General features: G+C 66.5%; 18 protein-coding genes and 1 tRNA gene. 12 read left to right on the forward strand and 7 right to left on the reverse strand.

Translation table 11 applies throughout. The features are described from left to right. Positions 1 to 170 precede the first annotated feature (170 nt). Entirely contained in the window at positions 171 to 740 is a 570-nt protein-coding gene (gene mepK, locus PSA7680_RS00305) for a peptidoglycan L,D-endopeptidase MepK (protein WP_085866669.1), read from the forward strand. Between the two features lie 143 nt (positions 741 to 883). On the opposite strand, the gene PSA7680_RS00310 is transcribed toward mepK, so the two are convergent. Then, the gene (locus tag PSA7680_RS00310) at positions 884 to 1,597 is read right to left on the reverse strand and encodes an RlmE family RNA methyltransferase (protein WP_085866670.1); all 714 of its coding nucleotides are present in this window, start codon (positions 1,595 to 1,597) and stop codon (positions 884 to 886) included. A gap of 1 nt (position 1,598) precedes the next feature. Further along, positions 1,599 to 2,711 carry a Ppx/GppA phosphatase family protein gene (locus PSA7680_RS00315; protein ID WP_085866671.1) on the reverse strand — a complete coding sequence of 371 codons (1,113 nt, stop codon included), beginning with the start codon at positions 2,709 to 2,711 and terminating at the stop codon, positions 1,599 to 1,601. A gap of 276 nt (positions 2,712 to 2,987) precedes the next feature. Between PSA7680_RS00315 and PSA7680_RS00320 the strand changes: the two genes are divergently transcribed. The 9 genes from PSA7680_RS00320 to PSA7680_RS00360 all read left to right on the forward strand — a co-directional run bounded on the left by PSA7680_RS00320 (position 2,988) and on the right by PSA7680_RS00360 (position 10,225). Further along, the gene (locus PSA7680_RS00320; RefSeq protein ID WP_085866672.1) at positions 2,988 to 3,284 is read left to right on the forward strand and encodes a virulence factor; all 297 of its coding nucleotides are present in this window, start codon (positions 2,988 to 2,990) and stop codon (positions 3,282 to 3,284) included. Between the two features lie 26 nt (positions 3,285 to 3,310). Further along, on the forward strand, positions 3,311 to 4,255 hold the full coding sequence (locus tag PSA7680_RS00325) for a methylenetetrahydrofolate reductase (RefSeq protein ID WP_085866860.1): 945 nt from the start codon (positions 3,311 to 3,313) through the stop codon (positions 4,253 to 4,255). Positions 4,256 to 4,257: 2 nt separating this feature from the next. After that, a complete protein-coding gene (locus tag PSA7680_RS00330; RefSeq protein WP_139838515.1) occupies positions 4,258 to 4,923 on the forward strand; it encodes an HAD family hydrolase in 666 nt (221 codons plus the stop codon). After that, on the forward strand, positions 4,920 to 5,981 hold the full coding sequence (locus tag PSA7680_RS00335) for a methyltetrahydrofolate cobalamin methyltransferase (RefSeq protein WP_085866673.1): 1,062 nt from the start codon (positions 4,920 to 4,922) through the stop codon (positions 5,979 to 5,981). Before PSA7680_RS00330 ends, PSA7680_RS00335 begins: the two co-directional genes overlap by 4 nt. An 89-nt stretch (positions 5,982 to 6,070) precedes the next feature. Then, positions 6,071 to 6,337, forward strand: a complete 267-nt coding sequence (locus PSA7680_RS00340) for a hypothetical protein (protein WP_085866674.1) — start codon at positions 6,071 to 6,073, stop codon at positions 6,335 to 6,337. A gap of 456 nt (positions 6,338 to 6,793) precedes the next feature. Then, positions 6,794 to 7,423, forward strand: coding sequence for a hypothetical protein (locus PSA7680_RS00345; protein ID WP_085866675.1), 630 nt, complete (start codon positions 6,794 to 6,796; stop codon positions 7,421 to 7,423). 112 nt (positions 7,424 to 7,535) lie between these two features. Beyond that, positions 7,536 to 9,578, forward strand: a complete 2,043-nt coding sequence (locus tag PSA7680_RS00350; protein WP_085866676.1) for an ASKHA domain-containing protein — start codon at positions 7,536 to 7,538, stop codon at positions 9,576 to 9,578. A 69-nt stretch (positions 9,579 to 9,647) separates the two neighbouring features. Further along, positions 9,648 to 9,721, forward strand: a tRNA-Gly gene (locus tag PSA7680_RS00355). Between the two features lie 33 nt (positions 9,722 to 9,754). Continuing rightward, a complete protein-coding gene (locus PSA7680_RS00360; protein ID WP_085866677.1) occupies positions 9,755 to 10,225 on the forward strand; it encodes an acyl-CoA thioesterase in 471 nt (156 codons plus the stop codon). 1 nt (position 10,226) lies between these two features. Here PSA7680_RS00360 and pgi read toward each other — a convergent pair whose 3' ends face one another. The 3 genes from pgi to zwf are packed head-to-tail and all read right to left on the reverse strand — an operon-like array spanning position 10,227 to position 13,964. Then, positions 10,227 to 11,834, reverse strand: coding sequence for a glucose-6-phosphate isomerase (gene pgi, locus PSA7680_RS00365; RefSeq protein WP_085866678.1), 1,608 nt, complete (start codon positions 11,832 to 11,834; stop codon positions 10,227 to 10,229). Positions 11,835 to 11,838: 4 nt separating this feature from the next. After that, the gene (gene pgl / locus PSA7680_RS00370; RefSeq protein WP_085866679.1) at positions 11,839 to 12,513 is read right to left on the reverse strand and encodes a 6-phosphogluconolactonase; all 675 of its coding nucleotides are present in this window, start codon (positions 12,511 to 12,513) and stop codon (positions 11,839 to 11,841) included. Then, entirely contained in the window at positions 12,513 to 13,964 is a 1,452-nt protein-coding gene (zwf, locus tag PSA7680_RS00375; protein ID WP_085866680.1) for a glucose-6-phosphate dehydrogenase, read from the reverse strand. Before zwf ends, pgl begins: the two co-directional genes overlap by 1 nt. Positions 13,965 to 14,136: 172 nt before the next feature. Here zwf and PSA7680_RS00380 point away from each other — a divergent pair, with 172 nt between their 5' ends. Next, the gene (locus PSA7680_RS00380; RefSeq protein ID WP_085866681.1) at positions 14,137 to 15,090 is read left to right on the forward strand and encodes a radical SAM protein; all 954 of its coding nucleotides are present in this window, start codon (positions 14,137 to 14,139) and stop codon (positions 15,088 to 15,090) included. A gap of 19 nt (positions 15,091 to 15,109) precedes the next feature. Here PSA7680_RS00380 and PSA7680_RS00385 read toward each other — a convergent pair whose 3' ends face one another. Continuing rightward, positions 15,110 to 15,694 (reverse strand): HNH endonuclease, encoded by a 585-nt coding sequence (locus PSA7680_RS00385; RefSeq protein ID WP_085866682.1) that lies wholly within the window; start codon positions 15,692 to 15,694, stop codon positions 15,110 to 15,112. Between the two features lie 160 nt (positions 15,695 to 15,854). On the opposite strand from PSA7680_RS00385, the gene PSA7680_RS00390 reads away from it, so the two are divergent. Continuing rightward, entirely contained in the window at positions 15,855 to 16,271 is a 417-nt protein-coding gene (locus PSA7680_RS00390; protein WP_085866683.1) for a VOC family protein, read from the forward strand. Here the strand turns inward: PSA7680_RS00390 and PSA7680_RS00395 are convergent. Further along, the gene (locus PSA7680_RS00395; RefSeq protein ID WP_139838517.1) at positions 16,208 to 16,621 is read right to left on the reverse strand and encodes an ATP-binding cassette domain-containing protein; all 414 of its coding nucleotides are present in this window, start codon (positions 16,619 to 16,621) and stop codon (positions 16,208 to 16,210) included. The two genes, PSA7680_RS00390 and PSA7680_RS00395, sit on opposite strands and share 64 nt — an antisense overlap. Positions 16,622 to 16,718 lie beyond the last annotated feature (97 nt).

Here is a 16,718-nt window from a genome sequence, read left to right on the forward strand (position 1 = left end):
ACTCTGCGGCGGAAATTTGCCAATTCCCCTTGAACCGCCCTCTGCCCACGAAATCAGCGCTTGGTGACGGAATCATCCTGTGGCATAAAATGGCCACATCTGGGGAACATGATGGCAGGTAAGGCCGCGGGCAAGCGGCCACAGGCAAGCGACGGGACAGGCGCATCAACATGACGAATACGAACTCGACGGGCCTCACGAGGCGTGCCCTTCTTGGTGCATTTGCGGCAACGGCAGTAACGGCAGCACCCACCTACGCAAACGCGGTCGGCTTCCTTCGCGGGGGCGGCGACATCCGGCGGGTCCGCATGTACTCGGGCCGCACCGGCGAAAGCATCGACACCGTGTATTGGATCGAGGGCAAGTACATCAAGGAAGCCCTCAACGAAATCAACCACTTCATGCGCGACTGGCGGCAGAACGAGGCCAAGCCCATCGACACGCGCACGATCGACATCATCGCCGCGAGCCACAACCTGCTGGATGTTGACGAGCCCTACATGCTCCTCTCCGGCTACCGCTCGCCCAAGACCAACGCGATGCTGCGCGCCCGCTCGCGCGGCGTGGCCAAGAACTCCCTCCACATGAAAGCACAAGCCGCCGATCTTCGCCTGCGTTCGCGCTCGGTGAACCAGATCGCGCGGGCCGCCGCCTCCTGCAAGGCCGGCGGCGTGGGCCGCTACTCCAGTTCCAACTTCGTGCACATGGATTGCGGCGACGTCCGCACCTGGGGCCGCTGAGCCCCCAGACCTGCCATTTCACGGGCGTCCCCGGCACAAGGGGATCCTATCGAGCCTGACCGAGAAGACCCGCCGAGCCACCGGCGGGTCTTTTGGTTTTGCGCGCCCTGCTCCGGCGCCCGCGCGCCTCGGCCGGGCGTGCCTCAGCCGCGGAAGCCCGTGGCGACGACGAATTTCTCGCTGGAATCCGAGCGGCTCGCGCCCGGCTTGACGTTCACCACCTTCTCGAACTTCTGCTTCAGCAGCTTCTGGAGATCGCCCTCGGCGCCCCCGGCCAGAACCTTGGCCACGAAGGTGCCGCCTTCCTCCAGCACGTCGAAGGCGAAATAGGCCGCCGTCTCGCAGAGCGCGATGATGCGCAGGTGATCGGTCTGCTTGTGGCCCGAAGAGGCGGCGGCCATGTCGCTCATCACCACGTCGGCCTTGCCGCCGAGCCATTCCTTGACCTTCTGGTCGGCGTCATCGGACATGAAATCCAGCACATGCGCCTCGGCCCCGGCCACGGGCTCCACCTCCTGGAGATCGACCCCCAGCACGGTGCCCACGGCCTTGCCCTTCTTCTCGCCGAGCGCGTTGACGCGCTTCACGGCCACCTGGAGCCAGCCGCCGGGGGCGCAGCCCAGATCCACCACCCGCGCGCCGGGCACGAGGAAGCGGAACTTGTCGTCGATCTCGAGGATCTTGTAGGCGGCGCGGCCGCGGTAGCCTTCGGCCTTGGCGCGCTTCACGTAGGGGTCGTTGAGCTGGCGCTCCAGCCAGAGCGTGGAGGAGAGCTTGCGCCCCCGCGCCGTTTTCACCTTCACCCGCAGATCGCGCGCGCCGCGCCCGCTCGTGTTGCCTGATTTCTTCTTCACCATCTCAGAACGGCCCGTCTTCCAATACGCCATCCGCGCTCATCTGGGCATAGAGCAGCCCTTCCCTCAAGCCCCGGTCCGCCACCGACAGCCTGTCGGTGGGCCAGACCCGCAGCAGAGCCTGCAGGATCGCGGCGCCCGACATGATCAGCGCGTGGCGGTCCTTGCCGATGCGCGGATCCGCGCGGCGGCCATGCGGCCCCAGAGAGAGATAGTCGCGGATCACCGCATCTATCTGATCTGACGTCATGCGCAACCCATCGACCTTGTTGCGGTCGTAGCGTTTCAGCCCGAGGTGGGAGGCGGCCACCGTCGTCACCGTGCCGCTGGTGCCGATGATCTGGAAGCCCTCCCGCGCCTGCGTGGCGTTGTAGGGGCTGAAATCGGACAGCCGCTCCTCGAAGCAGCAGCTCATCAGCGCGAAGCGCCCGGCGTCGTCCTCCACGTCGTCGAATTGGTCGCGCAGCGTCGCCACCCCGAGCGGCACCGAGATCCAGTCCACCACCTTGGCGGCCGGGAACGGGCTGTCCACCGGGCTGAAGCCCCGGCTCAGGCGCATGATCGCCAGCGGGCGTTCGATCTTCGGCACCTTGGAGAGATCGATCCAGACGAGCTCCGTGCTGCCGCCGCCGATGTCCACCACGAGCAGCTGCTCCGTCTTCTTGCTCACCAGCGGCGCGCAGGAGATCACGGCCAGCCGGGCTTCCTCCTCGGCCTCGATGATTTCCAGCGACAACCCGGTCTCGCGCTTGACCATGCGGATGAACTCGCGGCTGTTGGTGGCCCGTCGGCAGGCCTCCGTCGCCACAAGGCGCATCCGGCTGACGTTGTGCTTCTGCAGTTTCTTGCGGCAGATGCGCAGCGCCTGAACCGTGCGCCACATCGAGGCGCGCGACAGCTTGCCCGAGGCTTCCAGCCCCGCGCCGAGCTGCACGGACTTCGAAAAGCTGTCCACGACATGAAACTGACTGCCCTTCGGCTGGGCAATCAGCATGCGACAGCTGTTTGTTCCCAGATCCAGCGCTGCATAGAGCGCATCTGGATCCGGGTTTCCTGGCGCGGGGGTATCAACCGGCTTCGGGAACGCGCCCGCACCTCTGGGACGCTTGGGCGCCATCACTCACGCCCTCCATTTTCGAGTTGCTTCAAGGGTAGGCGCGAAGGGGGCGCGGTGCAAGATGGCTTTCGGAAGATCGCGCCATTCCTTGCCCCCCTCATGAAGATGTTGAAGATTTTTCCGATCCCCGGCGGTGGCTTCGCTCCCCCGGCTCGCCTAAAACCCGCAGCAGATGCCGGCGGCCTGACGTCGTTCCACGCGGCTTGGATGTCGAAATCCGGCGCAGGGGCGCGCAAGGCGGCGCGTAAAAGGGGCTACGGAGTAGAGGAATCAGCAATGCCTGACGTCACCATCGTTTACTGGCGGGACATCCCGGCACAGGTCATCGTCGGCAAGGGCCGGCGCGGCGCCAAGGTGCAACTGCCCGAACGCTTCGAGCAGGCGATCGACCGGGCCGCCATGAAAGTTGGTGCCGATGGCACGGATGCCTATCTTGCGGAATGGCGCAAGGCCGCACCCTACACGGTGGAGGGCGAGCCGCAGGCCGTCGCCGCCGCGGAGGCCAGCCGGCTGGAAGCCGAATACGACACCGACCGCATCAAGGCGCTGATTGCAAACGACGGATGGGACTGAGCCCGAAATCCATTCTGGAGGCCGCCATGGCACTGCTGCAATTCAAGAAGAAACCGGACACCCCCCCGGCACACGGCCCGCTCTCGCCGGAGGTTGAGGCCTTCCTTCAGGGCTATTCCATCGAGGTGATGCCCCGCACCGCGGCCAAGATCGAGGATTTCCGCGCGCTTCTGCCCGAGGGCACGCGCGTCTACATCGCCCACATCGAGGGCACGCCGATCGAAGAGATGGTCGCCACCGCCAAGCGGCTGGCCGCCGAAGGCTACCCGGTGATGCCGCATTTCCCGGCCCGCATCATCAAGGACGAGGCCACGCTGGCCGACTGGATCGCCCGCTACCAGGGCGAGGCGGGCGTGGACCAGGCGCTGCTGCTGGCCGGCGGCGTCGCCGAGCCGCACGGCGCCTTCCACTCCTCCATGCAGCTTCTGGAAACCGGGCTCTTCGGCAAGGCGGGCTTCAAGCGCCTGCACGTGGCCGGGCACCCCGAAGGCAACCGCGACATCGACCCGGACGGCTCGGATGCCAACGTGATGGATGCCCTGCGCTGGAAACAGAAATTCGCCGAAAGCAGCGATGCGCAGATGGCGCTGGCCACCCAGTTCTGCTTCGAGGCCGCCCCGGTGATCGCATGGGCCGACCGGCTGAAGGCCGAGGGCATCGACCTGCCGATCCACATCGGCGTGGCCGGGCCGGCCAAGCTGCAGACGCTGATCAAATTCGCCGTAGCCTGCGGCGTCGGCCCCTCGCTGAAGGTGCTCCAGAAACGCGCCAAGGACGTGACGAAGCTGCTGCTGCCCTTCGAGCCGACCGAGTTCCTCTCGGAACTCGCCGCGCACAAGGCCGCGCATCCAGACTTCAACATCGAACGCGTGCATTTCTTCCCGCTGGGCGGCATCAAGACCAACGCCACCTGGGCGATCGAGAACGGCGGCACCGCCGGCACCCCGGCGCGGCCCGCCGACCCCGCCTGACGATGCCCGTGCGCGCGCTCCTCTTCGATCTGGACGGCACCATGCTGCACAGCGATCCGATCCACGTCGAGGTCTTCGCCGAGATGCTCGCGCCCCATGGCATCGCCGTGGACGAAGCCTTCTACAACGCCCATATCCACGGGCGGCTGAATGCCGACATCTTCGCCGAATTCATGCCGGGTGCCGAGGATCCGCAGGCGCTTTCGGAGGCCAAGGAAGCCGCCTTCCGGGCCCGCCTGCCGCGGCCCTACCCGGCGATGCCGGGGCTTGAGGCCTTCCTTGCGCGGGCCGAGGCGGAGGGCATCCCCTGCGCCGTCGTCACCAATGCGCCGCGGGTGAACGCCGAGGCGATGCTCGACGCGATCGGCCTGCGCCATCACGTCAGGGCGCTGGTGATCGGCGAGGAATGCACCCACGGCAAGCCGCACCCGGAGCCCTACCTCAGGGGCGCCGAAGCGCTCGGGGCGTCCCCGCGGGAGTGCCTCGCCTTCGAAGACAGCCCCTCGGGCCTGCGCGCCGCGCGCGCCTCCGGGGCCCATGTGATCGGCATCCGCTCCACGCTGGACGATGCCGCCCTGCGCGCCGCCGGCGCGCATGTGACCATCAAGGATTTCACCGATCCGGCCCTCGGCCCGATCCTGCACCGCGAAACTGGAGCCATTTCATGACCCGCACCATCGTCGAGTCCAAAACCAAAACCGCTGTCATCGGCTTCGATGAGCCCTTCTGCGTGATCGGCGAGCGGATCAATCCCACCGGCCGCAAGAAACTTGCCGCCGAGCTGGAAGCCGGCGATTTCTCCACCGTCGAGAAGGACGCGCTGGCGCAGGTGATGGCGGGGGCCGACATCCTCGATATCAACGCCGGCGTCGTCTACAACTCCAACCCCAACCCCAACGAGACGGAACCGCCGCTGATGCGCAAGATCATCGAGCTGGTGCAGGGGCTGACCGACGTGCCGCTCTGCATCGATTCCTCGGTGCCCGGCGCGCTGGAAGCGGGGCTGGAGGCCGCGCAGGGCCGCCCGCTGCTGAACTCGGTGACGGGCGAAGAAGAGCGGCTCGAACTGGTTCTGCCGCTGGTGAAGAAATACAACGTGCCGGTGGTGGCGATCTCCAACGACGATACCGGCATCTCCGAAGATCCCGACGTGCGTTTCGCCGTGGCGAAGAAGATCGTGGAGCGCGCCGCCGATTTCGGCATCCCCGCCCATGACATCGTGGTCGATCCGCTGGTGATGCCGATCGGCGCCATGGCCACGGCCGGCAAGCAGGTGTTCACCCTGGTGCGCCGCCTGCGCGAGGAACTGGGCGTCAACACCACCTGCGGCGCCTCCAACATCTCCTTCGGGCTGCCCAACCGCCACGGCATCAACAACGCCTTCCTGCCCATGGCCATGGGGGCCGGCATGACCAGCGCGATCATGAACCCGGTCGCCCTGCCCGTCACCCAGAAGGCCATCGCCGCGAAGAAGGAGCAGGTCGCCGCCGCCGGGATCATCCTGCCCGAGGGCATGGACGACGAGACCTTCGTCACCCTCTTCGGCCTCGGCTCCACCAAGCCGCGTCCGGGCAAGGAGATGGAGGCGATCCGCGCCGCCAACCTGCTGACGAACAACGACCCCCACGGCGGCAACTGGATCGCCTTCAACAAGGATCCCAACGCCGAGGAACAGGGCGGCCGCGCCAACCGCCGCGCCGGGGGCCGCCGCCGCCGCAGCGCCTGAATTCCGGGGCTGAGTTCGGTGGCCTGACATACGGGGCCTGACACCTGCGCCCGCCGCCCTAAGTGGTGGCGGGAAAGGACGGGACCCGCATGAACGATCTCACTCCCAGCCGCCCTTCCGCACCGCAGGTTGCCGACAGGCTGGCCGCGGTCATTGCCGCGGTGGATGCGCATTTCGGCGAAGGCTACGCTCGCGAAAACCCGGCGCTGGTGGCCAGCCTCGTGCAGTCGGCCAGCATCGATGCCGCCGTCGCCGCCGGCGAGAAGGCCCACGGCGAGGCGATGGGGCTGGCGCGGGAGGTGACTCGCGATGTCTGCGAAACACTGCTCAAGCTGAAGCCGAGGTTCTTCGGGTAAACGATACAAGCTGCTGCCTAGCCGCAAAGGGCAGCCTACGTCCGCGGGCGGAAGCGCAGCGCCCGCCCGGCGTAGACGCCGCGCGGGAGCCAATTCCATGCGCTGAAGCTCAGAAACGAAATCAGGCGGCGCTCCCCAGCACCGCCTGACTATCGCAACGACGGATCCCGAAACCGAAAAGGCCCCATTGCCGTCCCTTTATGTATCTCCCGCCAAAGGCCTTGCGTAAAGAAAAATCTTCTCGATCCGCCCCGCCTTACGCTACGGATGTTTTTGACAGCGCGTCCCGCGGGGGTGAAACTCGCTGCACGGCCCTCCACGGCGCCCGGATCACTGCCCCGTAGCCTGGCCGCTCATCGTCACGAGGGTGCAGCCCTGCCCGATTCGCCAAGACCTCCCCCCTCGCAGCCCCCGTTCGAGCTGCCCCCGCGCCGCATTTCCGCCGCGCGGATCGCCTTGCGCCTTCTCGCCATTTTCGCGGCGGTGGCCCTGGTTCACCTCGTCGTCTCATGGTCCATGGATCAGGCCCGGGCGCTGGAGGCATCCGGGCGGGCCGGCCTGTCCACCGGCCTGCTGCTGCTTCTGCTGCTGGCCTACGCGCTGCTGATCGCCACGCCCTTCGTGCCGGGGGTGGAAATCGGGCTGGCGCTGCTGCTCCTGCATGGGGCCGACATCGTGCTCGGCGTCTATCTCGCCACGGTGGCGGGGCTGTCGCTGGCCTATCTCGCCGGCAGGTTTCTTTCCATCGAGGTATTGATCCGCATCTTCGCGGACCTGCGCATGGCCCGCGCCTGCGCTTTCCTGCAGGCCCAGTCAGGCAAGAGCCCCGAAGAGCTTCTGGCCCAGCTCGAATCGCGCCTGCCCGGCCGCCTCGGGCGCGGGCTTCTGCGCTCGCGCTACGTCCTGCTGGGGCTGCTTCTGAACCTGCCCGGCAACGCGATGATGGGCGGCGGCGGCGGGCTCTGCCTGATGGCCGGGCTCTCGGGGCTCTTCCGCTGGCGCTGGGTGCTGGCGACCTTCCTCATCGCCGTGGCGCCGGTGCCGCTGATCGTCTGGATCCGGGGCGTGGAGGGGCTGACGGGCTGAGCGCCGGAGAGATGCCGCGATTGGGCGCAAGAAAGCCGCGGGCGGCCTTTCCTTGGCCTGCCAAACCGCTATTGTCCGACCCACGCGAACACAGCCCGAGGCATGGCCCAAAATGAGCACCGATCCTCTCGTCATCTTCACCCCTTCCGGCAAACGCGGACGCTTCCCGGTGGGCACGCCGATCCTCACCGCGGCGCGCCAGCTGGGCGTGGATCTGGATTCGGTCTGCGGCGGGCGCGGGATCTGCTCCAAGTGCCAGATCACCCCTTCCTACGGCGAGTTTCCCAAGCACGGCGTCACGGTGCAGGCGGATGCGCTTTCGGAATGGAACGCCGTCGAGGAGCGCTACAAGAGCAAGCGCGGGCTGATCGACGGCCGCCGGCTCGGCTGCCAGGCGCAGGTGCAGGGCGACGTGGTGATCGACGTGCCCCCGGAAAGCCAGGTCCACAAGCAGGTGGTGCGCAAACGCGCCGAGGCGCGCGACATCACGCTCAACCCTTCGGTGCACCTGCACTACGTCGAGGTCGCCGAGCCCGACATGCATGACCCTTCGGGCGATCTGGAACGCCTGCGCGAGGCGCTGAAGGCGCAATGGGGCCTCGAGGGCTTCGAGGTGAGCCTGCCCGTGCTCTCCCGCCTGCAGAAGGCGCTGCGCAAGGGGGAATGGAAAGCCACCTGCGTGATCCACAAGGCCCCCGGTTCCCCCGTGCGGCTGCTGGATGTCCACCCCGGCCTCTACGAAGGCCCGCTCTACGGGCTTGCCGTGGATCTGGGCTCCACCACCATCGCCGCCCACCTGTGCGATCTGGCCACGGGCGAGGTCGTGGCCTCCTCCGGCGTGATGAACCCGCAGATCCGCTTCGGCGAGGATCTCATGAGCCGGGTGAGCTACTCGATGATGAACGCCGGCGGCGATGCCGAGATGACGGCGGCCGTGCGCGAGGGCATGAACCAGCTCTTTGCCGACATCGCGGCCGAGGCCGGAATCACCGAGGCCCAGATCGTGGATGCCGTCTTCGTCTGCAACCCGGTGATGCACCACCTCTTCCTGGGGATCGACCCCTACGAACTGGGCCAGGCCCCCTTCGCGCTGGCCACCTCGGAGGCCCTGCGCCTCTCGGCGCGCGATCTCGGCCTGACCCGCCTGCACCCGGAAGCCCGCGCCTACCTACTGCCCTGCATCGCCGGCCACGTGGGCGCGGATGCGGCGGCGGTCGCGCTCTCGGAGGCGCCCGACAAGAGCGAGGACCTGGTGCTGGTCGTGGACGTGGGCACCAACGCCGAGATCCTGCTGGGCAACCGCGAGAAGGTGCTCGCCTGCTCCTCGCCCACGGGGCCGGCGTTCGAGGGCGCGCAGATCTCCTCGGGCCAGCGCGCCGCGCCCGGCGCGATCGAGCGTGTGCAGATCGATCCCGTCACCAAGGAGCCGCGCTTCCGGGTGATCGGCAGCGATCTCTGGAGCGACGAAGAGGGCTTCGCGGCCTCCATCGCCACCACCGGCATCACCGGCATCTGCGGCTCCGGCATCATCGAAATGGTGGCCGAGATGCGCATGGCCGGCATCGTCGATGCGCCGGGGCTGATCGGCTCGCCCGAGCAGACGGGCACCGACCGCTGTTTCCTCGACGGACGCACCTATTCCTATCTCGTCTGGGACGGCAGCGCCGAGGGCGGCCCGGTGATCACCGTCACCAACCGCGACATCCGCGAGATCCAGATGGCCAAGGCCGCGCTCTATTCCGGCGCGCGGCTCTTGATGGACAAATTCGGCGTGGATTCGGTGGATCGCATCGTGCTCGCCGGGGCCTTCGGCGCCCACATCAGCCCGAAACACGCGATGGTGCTGGGCATGATCCCGGATTGCGAGCTGGCGAAGGTCACCTCGGCGGGCAACGCCGCAGGCACCGGCGCGCGGATCGCGCTCCTTAACACCGAGGCCCGCAGCGAGATCGAAGAGACGGTGCGCCGGATCCACAAGATCGAAACCGCGATCGAACCACGGTTCCAGGAGCATTTCGTGAACGCCTCCGCCATCCCCAACGCGGTGGAGCCCTTCCCGGTCCTCGCCCGCGAGGTGACGCTCCCCACCGCCACCTTCAACACCGGCGCGGCCACTGAGAGCGGCGGCGGCCGGCGGCGCCGGCGGCGGGGGTGACAAGATGCACCGGTTTGGAAGGAAGGTTATTGACCGCCCGGTCGGCCGCCACTAAATCGGTGTTCCGAAGCGGGTGTAGCTCAATGGTAGAGCAGGAGCTTCCCAAGCTTAAGACGAGGGTTCGATTCCCTTCACCCGCTCCAAGCTCCCCCCAAGTCGAACGCACCGGGATCAGTATGGATCTGCCTTTTCTTCGCCCCCTGAGCCCGGAACTCTTGGCCGCGCAGGGTGTGCCCGGTGCTTTTCGCTACGGCCTCGCGGACCGCGTGCGTTTCCAGGAAGTGGACGCCCTGCTCCACGCCAACAACGTGGCCTATGTGGCGTGGTTCGAGACCCTGCGCACGCGCTACCTGCGCGACACGGGAATTCTCGACTGTTTCGACGGCTTCCCGGCCTTCGTCGTCGCCGAGCAGACAGTCCGCTACCGTGCGCCGCTGCTGCTGGACCAGCCCTACGTGGCCGCAGGGCGGACGGTTCGCGTGGGGCGTTCGAGCTTTTCCCAGGAATACGTGCTGATGGCCGAGGGCAGGCTTTGCGCCGAAGGCAGCGCGCAGATGGTCTATCTCGATCCACAGAGCGGCAAGGGCCGCCCCCTGCCGGAGGCGGCCCGCCGCATCTTCATCGAACGGGACGGGGCGGAAGGCTAGGTCAGCCCGCAAGCGCGCGGATGTGGCGCACGAGGCCGAGGGTGGAGCCGTCCTTGCCCGCACCATCGCTTTCGCCCGTCACCACCGGCTCCAGCGCCAGCGCCAGTTCCTTGCCCAGTTCCACGCCCCATTGATCGAAGGAGTTGATGCCGAGGATCACGCCTTCCACGAAGACGCGATGCTCGTAGAGCGCGATGATCTGGCCGAAGACTTCGGGCGTGAGCTTGGGGTAGACGAGCGTCGTGGAGGGGCGGTTGCCGGGGAAGACGCGGTGGCGCGCCTGGCGCTCGAGCTCCTCCCCTTCAAGGCCTTTTTTCGCCATGATTTCGGTGGCTTCCTCAAGGCTCCTGCCGCGCAGGAGCGCCTCGGACTGCGCCAGGCAGTTGGCCACCAGCAACCTGTGCTGATGGGCGAGCTCCGGCTCGTGGCCCTCCGCGCCCACCATGAATTCGCAGGGGATCACCCGCGTGCCCTGGTGGATGAGCTGGTAGAAGGCGTGCTGGCCGTTGGTGCCGGGTTCGCCCCAGACGACGGGGCCGGAATTGCGCTCCAGATCCTTGCCGTCCATCGACACGCGCTTGCCGTTGCTCTCCATCTCCAGTTGCTGGAGATAGGCCGGCAGGCGCAAGAGGCGCTGTTCGTAGGGCAGCACGGCGCGGGTGGCGTGGCCGCAGATCTGGTTGTGCCAGATCCCGACGAGCGCCAACAGCACGGGCAGGTTCTCTTGGAGCGGGGCTTCGCAGAAATGCTTGTCCATCGCCAGACCGCCGGCCAGGAAGGCCCGGAAATTCTCGGCACCGATGGCGATCATCAGCGGCAGGCCGATCGGCCCCCACATGGAATAGCGCCCGCCGACCCAATCCTCGAACCCGAAAACCCGTTCCGGATCAATGCCGTAGGCGCCCGTCTTCTCAAGGTTGGAGGAGAGCGCGGCAAATTGCGCCGCCGGATCCTTCACCACCTTGCCCATCCAGGCCTTTGCGGTGTCGGCGTTGGTCATCGTCTCGATGGTGGTGAAGGTCTTGGAGGCCACGAGCACCAGCGTGGTTTCCGGGTTCAGCCCCTTCAGCACATCAGCGATATGGGCGCCGTCCACGTTGGAGACATAGTGCAGGCGCGGGCCGTCATGATAGGGCGCCAGCGCCAGCGTGCCCATGACCGGCCCCAGGTCAGAGCCGCCGATGCCGATGTTCACCACGTCGGTGATGGCACCGCCCTGCCCCTTGAACTGGCCCGACCGCACGGCTTCGGCGAAATGCCCCATGCGTTCCAGCGTTTCCATGACCTTCGGCATGACATTCTCGCCATCCACGAAGATCGGGCGTTCGTCGAGATTGCGCAGCGCCGTGTGCAGCACGGCGCGCCCCTCGGTCTCGTTGATCTTTTCGCCGGTGAACATCGCCGTGCGGCGCTCTTCGACGCCGGCTTCACGCGCAAGAGAGACAAGCGCTTCAAGGGTTTGAGCGTCAATGTTCGTCTTGGAAAAATCGAAGAGCATGTCGCCGAAACGCGCCGAGAAGGCCTCGGCGCGGGCGGGATCTTCGAACAGCGAGAGGATATGCCGGTCCTTGGTGGCGGCATGCAGATCGTGCAGGGTTTTCCAGGTCATGAAATCACTCGGCCCAATGAACGGTTGCGTCGGAAAGAATTGCATAGACAGGGGCTTGCATCGGATCCTTCAGGCGCCGCGCCTCTTCAAGGGCGGCGCGTTTCTCGGCCCCCGTGATCACGATGTGCTTGGAGAGCGCCGAGTTCAGAACCCGCGCCGAAAGCGTGATCCGCGGCTCGGGCGCCGTGGGCGCGCGCATCGGCAGCAGCGCCGGCGCCTTGGGCGAAAGCCCTTCCGCCAGAAGATCGGCGCCCGGAAACAGGCTTGCGGTGTGCATGTCGGCCCCCATGCCCAGCAGCACGACGGAGAGCGGCAGGATGCTCTCGACCGTCGCCGAGAGGCCGGCGAGCTTGTCTTCCGGCCGCGGCGCATCGGCGTAAAGCGGGATCAGCCGGGCCGACGCCGCCTTGCCCGTCAGCAGCCTTTCCTTCAGGAGCCGCGTGTTGGAACGTTCGGAGCTTTCGGGCACCCAGCGTTCGTCCGTCAGCAGCACGTCAACGCGGTCCCACTCCATTTCGGCGGCGCTCAGATCGTCGAAGATCGGGCCCGGCGTGGTGCCGCCGGGCACGGCGAGGCTCACCCGATCCTGCTGACGCAGCATGGTGGCCAGTTCGCTGCCGATCTGGTCGGCGATCTTCATCATCATCATTTCCCGATCGGGATACTCGACGAAATCCATCACTTGATCTCCCTCCAGCGGCGGCCGTCCCGGTGCATCAGCGCCAGCGCGCCTTCCGGTCCGGAGCTGCCGGGATCGTAGAGTTCGGGCACGTCGCGGCGCTCTTCCCAGCCCTCGATGATCGGATCGGTCCAGGCCCAGGCGGCCTCCACCTCGTCGCCGCGCATGAAGAGCGTCTGGTTGCCGCGGATCACGTCCATGATCAGCCGTTCGTAGGCATCGGGCACATCGGCCTCGTCCGGGCCGAGGGCATCGGCGAAACTCATGTCCAGCGGCACTTCCATCAGCCGCATGCCGCCCGGCCCCGGCTCCTTGATCGTCACGCGCAGATGCATCCCCTCATCGGGCTGCAGCCGGATCACCAGCACGTTGCCGCGCCGGCCTTCCTGTTCGCCGAAGATCGAATGCGGCGGATCCTTGAACACCACCGCGATCTCGGATTCGCGCGCCCGCAGGCGCTTGCCCGTGCGCAGGTAGATCGGCGTGCCGGACCAGCGCCAGTTGGCGATCTGCACCCGCATGGCGATGAAGCTTTCGGTGCGGCTCTCGGGGTTCTCCGCATCCTCGCGGTAGGACGGCCCGTTCGCGTCGCCCCGATACTGGCCGCGCACGATCGCGCTCGGCGGCACCGGCTCCAGCGCCCGGATGACCTTGAGCTTCTCGTCGCGCACCGCGTCGGGCTCGAACTTGCTGGGCGGCTCCATGGCGATGAGGCACAGAAGCTGCATCAGGTGGTTCTGCACCATGTCCCGCATGGCGCCGGATTTGTCGTAGTAGGCGCCCCGCCCGCCCACGGCGACGGTCTCGGAGACGGTGATCTGGATGTGATCGATGTATTGCGCGTTCCAGAGCGGCTCGAACAGGATGTTTCCGAAGCGCACCGCCATCAGGTTCTGGACGGTTTCCTTCCCGAGGTAGTGATCGATCCGGTAGATCTGGCTTTCGTCGAAATGCGCCGCCAACACCGCGTTCAGCGCCCTGGCACTGGCCAGATCGCGGCCGAAGGGCTTCTCCACCACGATGCGCGACTCGCCGTCGGCCACCCCGTGGGCATGCAGGCGCTCGGCGATGTCGCCGAAGAGCGAGGGCGCGACCGAAAGGTAGAAGGCGCGCACCACGCCTTCGCGCACCAGGCCGGCCAGTTCCTTCCAGCCGCCTTCGCCCCTGGCGTCGATCGCCACGTAGTCCAGCCGTTCGCAGAACTGCGCAACGGACTCGGCGTCCCAGCTGCCCTCGGGCAGGAATTCGGCGATGGCCTCGGCGACCTGACCGCGGTAGGCGGCGGCGTCCTGCTCGGTGCGGGCGGCGCCGATGATGCGGGCCGTGGCCGGCATCTGCCCCGCACAGAAGCGGTGATACAGGCCGGGAAGGATCTTGCGGCGGGCAAGATCGCCCGTGCCGCCGAAGATGACGAGATCGAATGGATCAACCGGAATGACGCGCGAAACCATATGGCCCCCGATGTTGTGTTAGCGCTAACGAGTGCTCTTTAGCCCGTGGCTCGGCGCGAGTCTAGCACGGGCTTGGCCCATCACAACTGCGTCAAAGCCGGCGCGGCGGGGTTTTCATGGCGCGGAGGGCGAATTAGCACTGGGTTTCAGCCAGATGCGAAGAGAGGCCAAGATGAAAGACACGGCGCTGCCCCCTGCGAACGCGGGCAAATTCCAGGATCCGCTGCGCACCGCCAAGGGCGAGGAGCGCGCGATCGTGCGCCTGAGCGATCCGCAGACGCTATGGTTCAACACCGGCACGTTGTGCAACATCGCCTGCGTCAACTGCTATATCGAAAGCTCCCCCAGCAATGACGCGCTCGTCTACCTGACGGCCGACGAGGTGAGCGATTACCTCGATCAGCTCGAAACCCGCCGCTGGGGCGTGCGCGAGATCGCCTTCACCGGCGGCGAGCCCTTCATGAACCCCGAGATGTGCGAGATGATGGCGCGGTCGCTGGCGCGGGGCTACGAAGTGCTGGTGCTGACGAATGCCATGCGCCCCATGATGCGCAGGACGGTGCGCGAGAAGCTTGCGCCCCTGATCGCGGATCACCGCGACAGGATCACCTTCCGCGTCTCTCTCGATCACTGGTCGCAGGAACAGCACGATGCCATCCGGGGCAAGGGCAGCTTCGAAAAGACGATGGAAGGCATGGGCTGGCTGCGAGACCAGGGCGCACGCCTGGCCGTGGCCGGACGGATGCTGTGGCAGGAAAGCGAGGCAGAGGCCCGCGCCGCCTTCGGACGGCTCTTCGCCGCCCACGGGTTTGACATCGATCCCGGCGACCCCAGCCGGACGGTGCTGTTTCCGGAGATGGATGTGAACGTGGAAGTTCCCGAGATCACAACGGCTTGCTGGGATATCCTCAACAAGAAACCTTCCGATGTGATGTGCGCGTCCTCACGGATGGTGGTGAAGCACAGGGGGGCGGAAACGCCCAGTGTGATCGCCTGCACGCTGCTGCCCTACGCGCCGGAATTCGATCTGGGCACAAGCCTTGAAGAGGCGGAGAAGCCGGTACGGCTGAACCATCCGCATTGCGCGAAGTTCTGCGTGCTCGGCGGAGCGAGCTGCTCGGCCTGAGCCGGTTGCGGCGGCGCGATCAGGCGTCCAGTTCCGTATCCCAGTAAAGGAAATCCATCCAGCTTTCATGGAGGAAGTTGGGTGGGAACTTGCGCCCGGCGTTGCGCAGTTCCTCGGCGCCGGGCTGGCGCGGGGGTTTGCGCAGCGAAAGGCCGGATTGCCGCAGGGATTTGCTGCCCTTCTTCAGGTTGCAGCGCGAACAGGCCGCCACCACGTTCTCCCAGCTCGTCACCCCGCCCGCGGCGCGCGGCACCACGTGATCGAAGGTCAGATCACCCCGGCTGCCGCAGTACTGGCAGCAGAATTCGTCCCTCAAAAACAAATTAAAGCGCGTGAAGGCCACGCGCTTTTGAGGTTTGACGAATTCTTTCAACACGACGACCGAGGGCACCCGGATCTGCGTCGTCGGACTTCGGACGACGTGATCGTATTCGGCCACGATGTCCACCCTGTCCAGATAGGCCGCCTTCACGGCCTCCTGCCAGGGCCAAAGGGAAAGCGGGTAGTAGGAAAGCGGCCGGTAGTCCGCGTTCAACACCAGCGCCGGGTGCTGCTTGAGGTTCTGCGGCTCGCGCACGAACTCTGTTCTGAAATCGCCGTCCATAGCCTTGTGAGACTCCGTCCTCGCCTTGATTGCTCGTTCGCCCCAAGGCGGGCGCGCCCGCCCCGGTCATAGGATCACTATATATGGCGTCAGCCACCTGACAAGCCCCACGATCTTCGCTAGGCTCGCAAGAGGCCTATCCCAGCGTGATGACGATATCATGACACCTCCCAAACCCGCCAAGATCCTCGAAACCGCCCTTTACGTGGGCGATCTGGACCGGGCGGAGGCGTTCTACAGTGAAATTCTGGGCCTGGAGCGGCTCCAGCGCGTCGGAACGCGGCATGTCTTCTTCCGCGTCGGCGCGGGCGTGCTGCTGCTGTTCAACCCGAAGGAGACGGAAATCGCCAATCCCGATGCGCGCCTGCCGGTGCCGCCGCATGGCGCCCGCGGGCCGGGGCACATCTGTTTTGCCGCCGAAGCCGCGGAGATCGAGGCCTGGGTGGAGCATTTCACTGCACGGGGCATCGCGATCGAGGCCGATTTCAACTGGCCCTACGGCGCGCGTTCGATCTACATCCGCGATCCCGACGGCAATTCCGTGGAGTTCGCCGAACCCTGGCTTTGGGAAGGCTGAAGCCGGATCTCCCGTTCGATTCCAATCGCTTGCAGAAAGGAATTGTCGTGGGACACGACGAGCAGCGCGCCGCGCAGCGCGCGCGGTTCCGGCTCGACGCCGAACACGGAGGCAATGGGTTCCGACGGATCAAGCCGCTGGCGCAGCAGGCCCACCCGGCCCTGCCGCTGCACCGCGCCCGCACTCGGGGTCACGGCGCCCGACAGCAGCGCGATCAGGCTGGATTTACCGGAGCCATTGGCCCCGACAAGGCCCGTGACGCCGGGCGAAAAGGAATGGGAAATGTCAGCGAGGGCGGCGTTCGTCCGTCCGGACCACGACAGGCTGAGGTTCCTGCAGGCGAGATGCATGGTGCACCATGTAAAGCAGAGCGGCGGAAGCGAGAGCGGCAACTGCGATAATGGTCATGTCAAGTCTCCTCAGGATTGGTTCCTGCCCAGAGAGTAA

This window comes from Pseudoruegeria aquimaris, assembly GCF_900172235.1.
In the GTDB taxonomy this organism is placed as follows: Bacteria; Pseudomonadota; Alphaproteobacteria; order Rhodobacterales; family Rhodobacteraceae; genus Pseudoruegeria; species Pseudoruegeria aquimaris.

Bases quoted from the DNA above. Each gene is read 5' to 3' on its own strand.
- mepK (WP_085866669.1), top strand. From the start codon at position 171: ATGACGAATACGAACTCGACGGGCCTCACGAGGCGTGCCCTTCTTGGT.
- PSA7680_RS00310 (WP_085866670.1), bottom strand. From the start codon at position 1,597: ATGGTGAAGAAGAAATCAGGCAACACGAGCGGGCGCGGCGCGCGCGAT.
- PSA7680_RS00315 (WP_085866671.1), bottom strand. From the start codon at position 2,711: ATGGCGCCCAAGCGTCCCAGAGGTGCGGGCGCGTTCCCGAAGCCGGTT.
- PSA7680_RS00320 (WP_085866672.1), top strand. From the start codon at position 2,988: ATGCCTGACGTCACCATCGTTTACTGGCGGGACATCCCGGCACAGGTC.
- PSA7680_RS00325 (WP_085866860.1), top strand. From the start codon at position 3,311: ATGGCACTGCTGCAATTCAAGAAGAAACCGGACACCCCCCCGGCACAC.
- PSA7680_RS00330 (WP_139838515.1), top strand. From the start codon at position 4,258: ATGCCCGTGCGCGCGCTCCTCTTCGATCTGGACGGCACCATGCTGCAC.
- PSA7680_RS00335 (WP_085866673.1), top strand. From the start codon at position 4,920: ATGACCCGCACCATCGTCGAGTCCAAAACCAAAACCGCTGTCATCGGC.
- PSA7680_RS00340 (WP_085866674.1), top strand. From the start codon at position 6,071: ATGAACGATCTCACTCCCAGCCGCCCTTCCGCACCGCAGGTTGCCGAC.
- PSA7680_RS00350 (WP_085866676.1), top strand. From the start codon at position 7,536: ATGAGCACCGATCCTCTCGTCATCTTCACCCCTTCCGGCAAACGCGGA.
- PSA7680_RS00360 (WP_085866677.1), top strand. From the start codon at position 9,755: ATGGATCTGCCTTTTCTTCGCCCCCTGAGCCCGGAACTCTTGGCCGCG.
- pgi (WP_085866678.1), bottom strand. From the start codon at position 11,834: ATGACCTGGAAAACCCTGCACGATCTGCATGCCGCCACCAAGGACCGG.
- pgl (WP_085866679.1), bottom strand. From the start codon at position 12,513: ATGGATTTCGTCGAGTATCCCGATCGGGAAATGATGATGATGAAGATC.
- zwf (WP_085866680.1), bottom strand. From the start codon at position 13,964: ATGGTTTCGCGCGTCATTCCGGTTGATCCATTCGATCTCGTCATCTTC.
- PSA7680_RS00380 (WP_085866681.1), top strand. From the start codon at position 14,137: ATGAAAGACACGGCGCTGCCCCCTGCGAACGCGGGCAAATTCCAGGAT.
- PSA7680_RS00385 (WP_085866682.1), bottom strand. From the start codon at position 15,694: ATGGACGGCGATTTCAGAACAGAGTTCGTGCGCGAGCCGCAGAACCTC.
- PSA7680_RS00390 (WP_085866683.1), top strand. From the start codon at position 15,855: ATGACACCTCCCAAACCCGCCAAGATCCTCGAAACCGCCCTTTACGTG.
- PSA7680_RS00395 (WP_139838517.1), bottom strand. From the start codon at position 16,621: ATGCATCTCGCCTGCAGGAACCTCAGCCTGTCGTGGTCCGGACGGACG.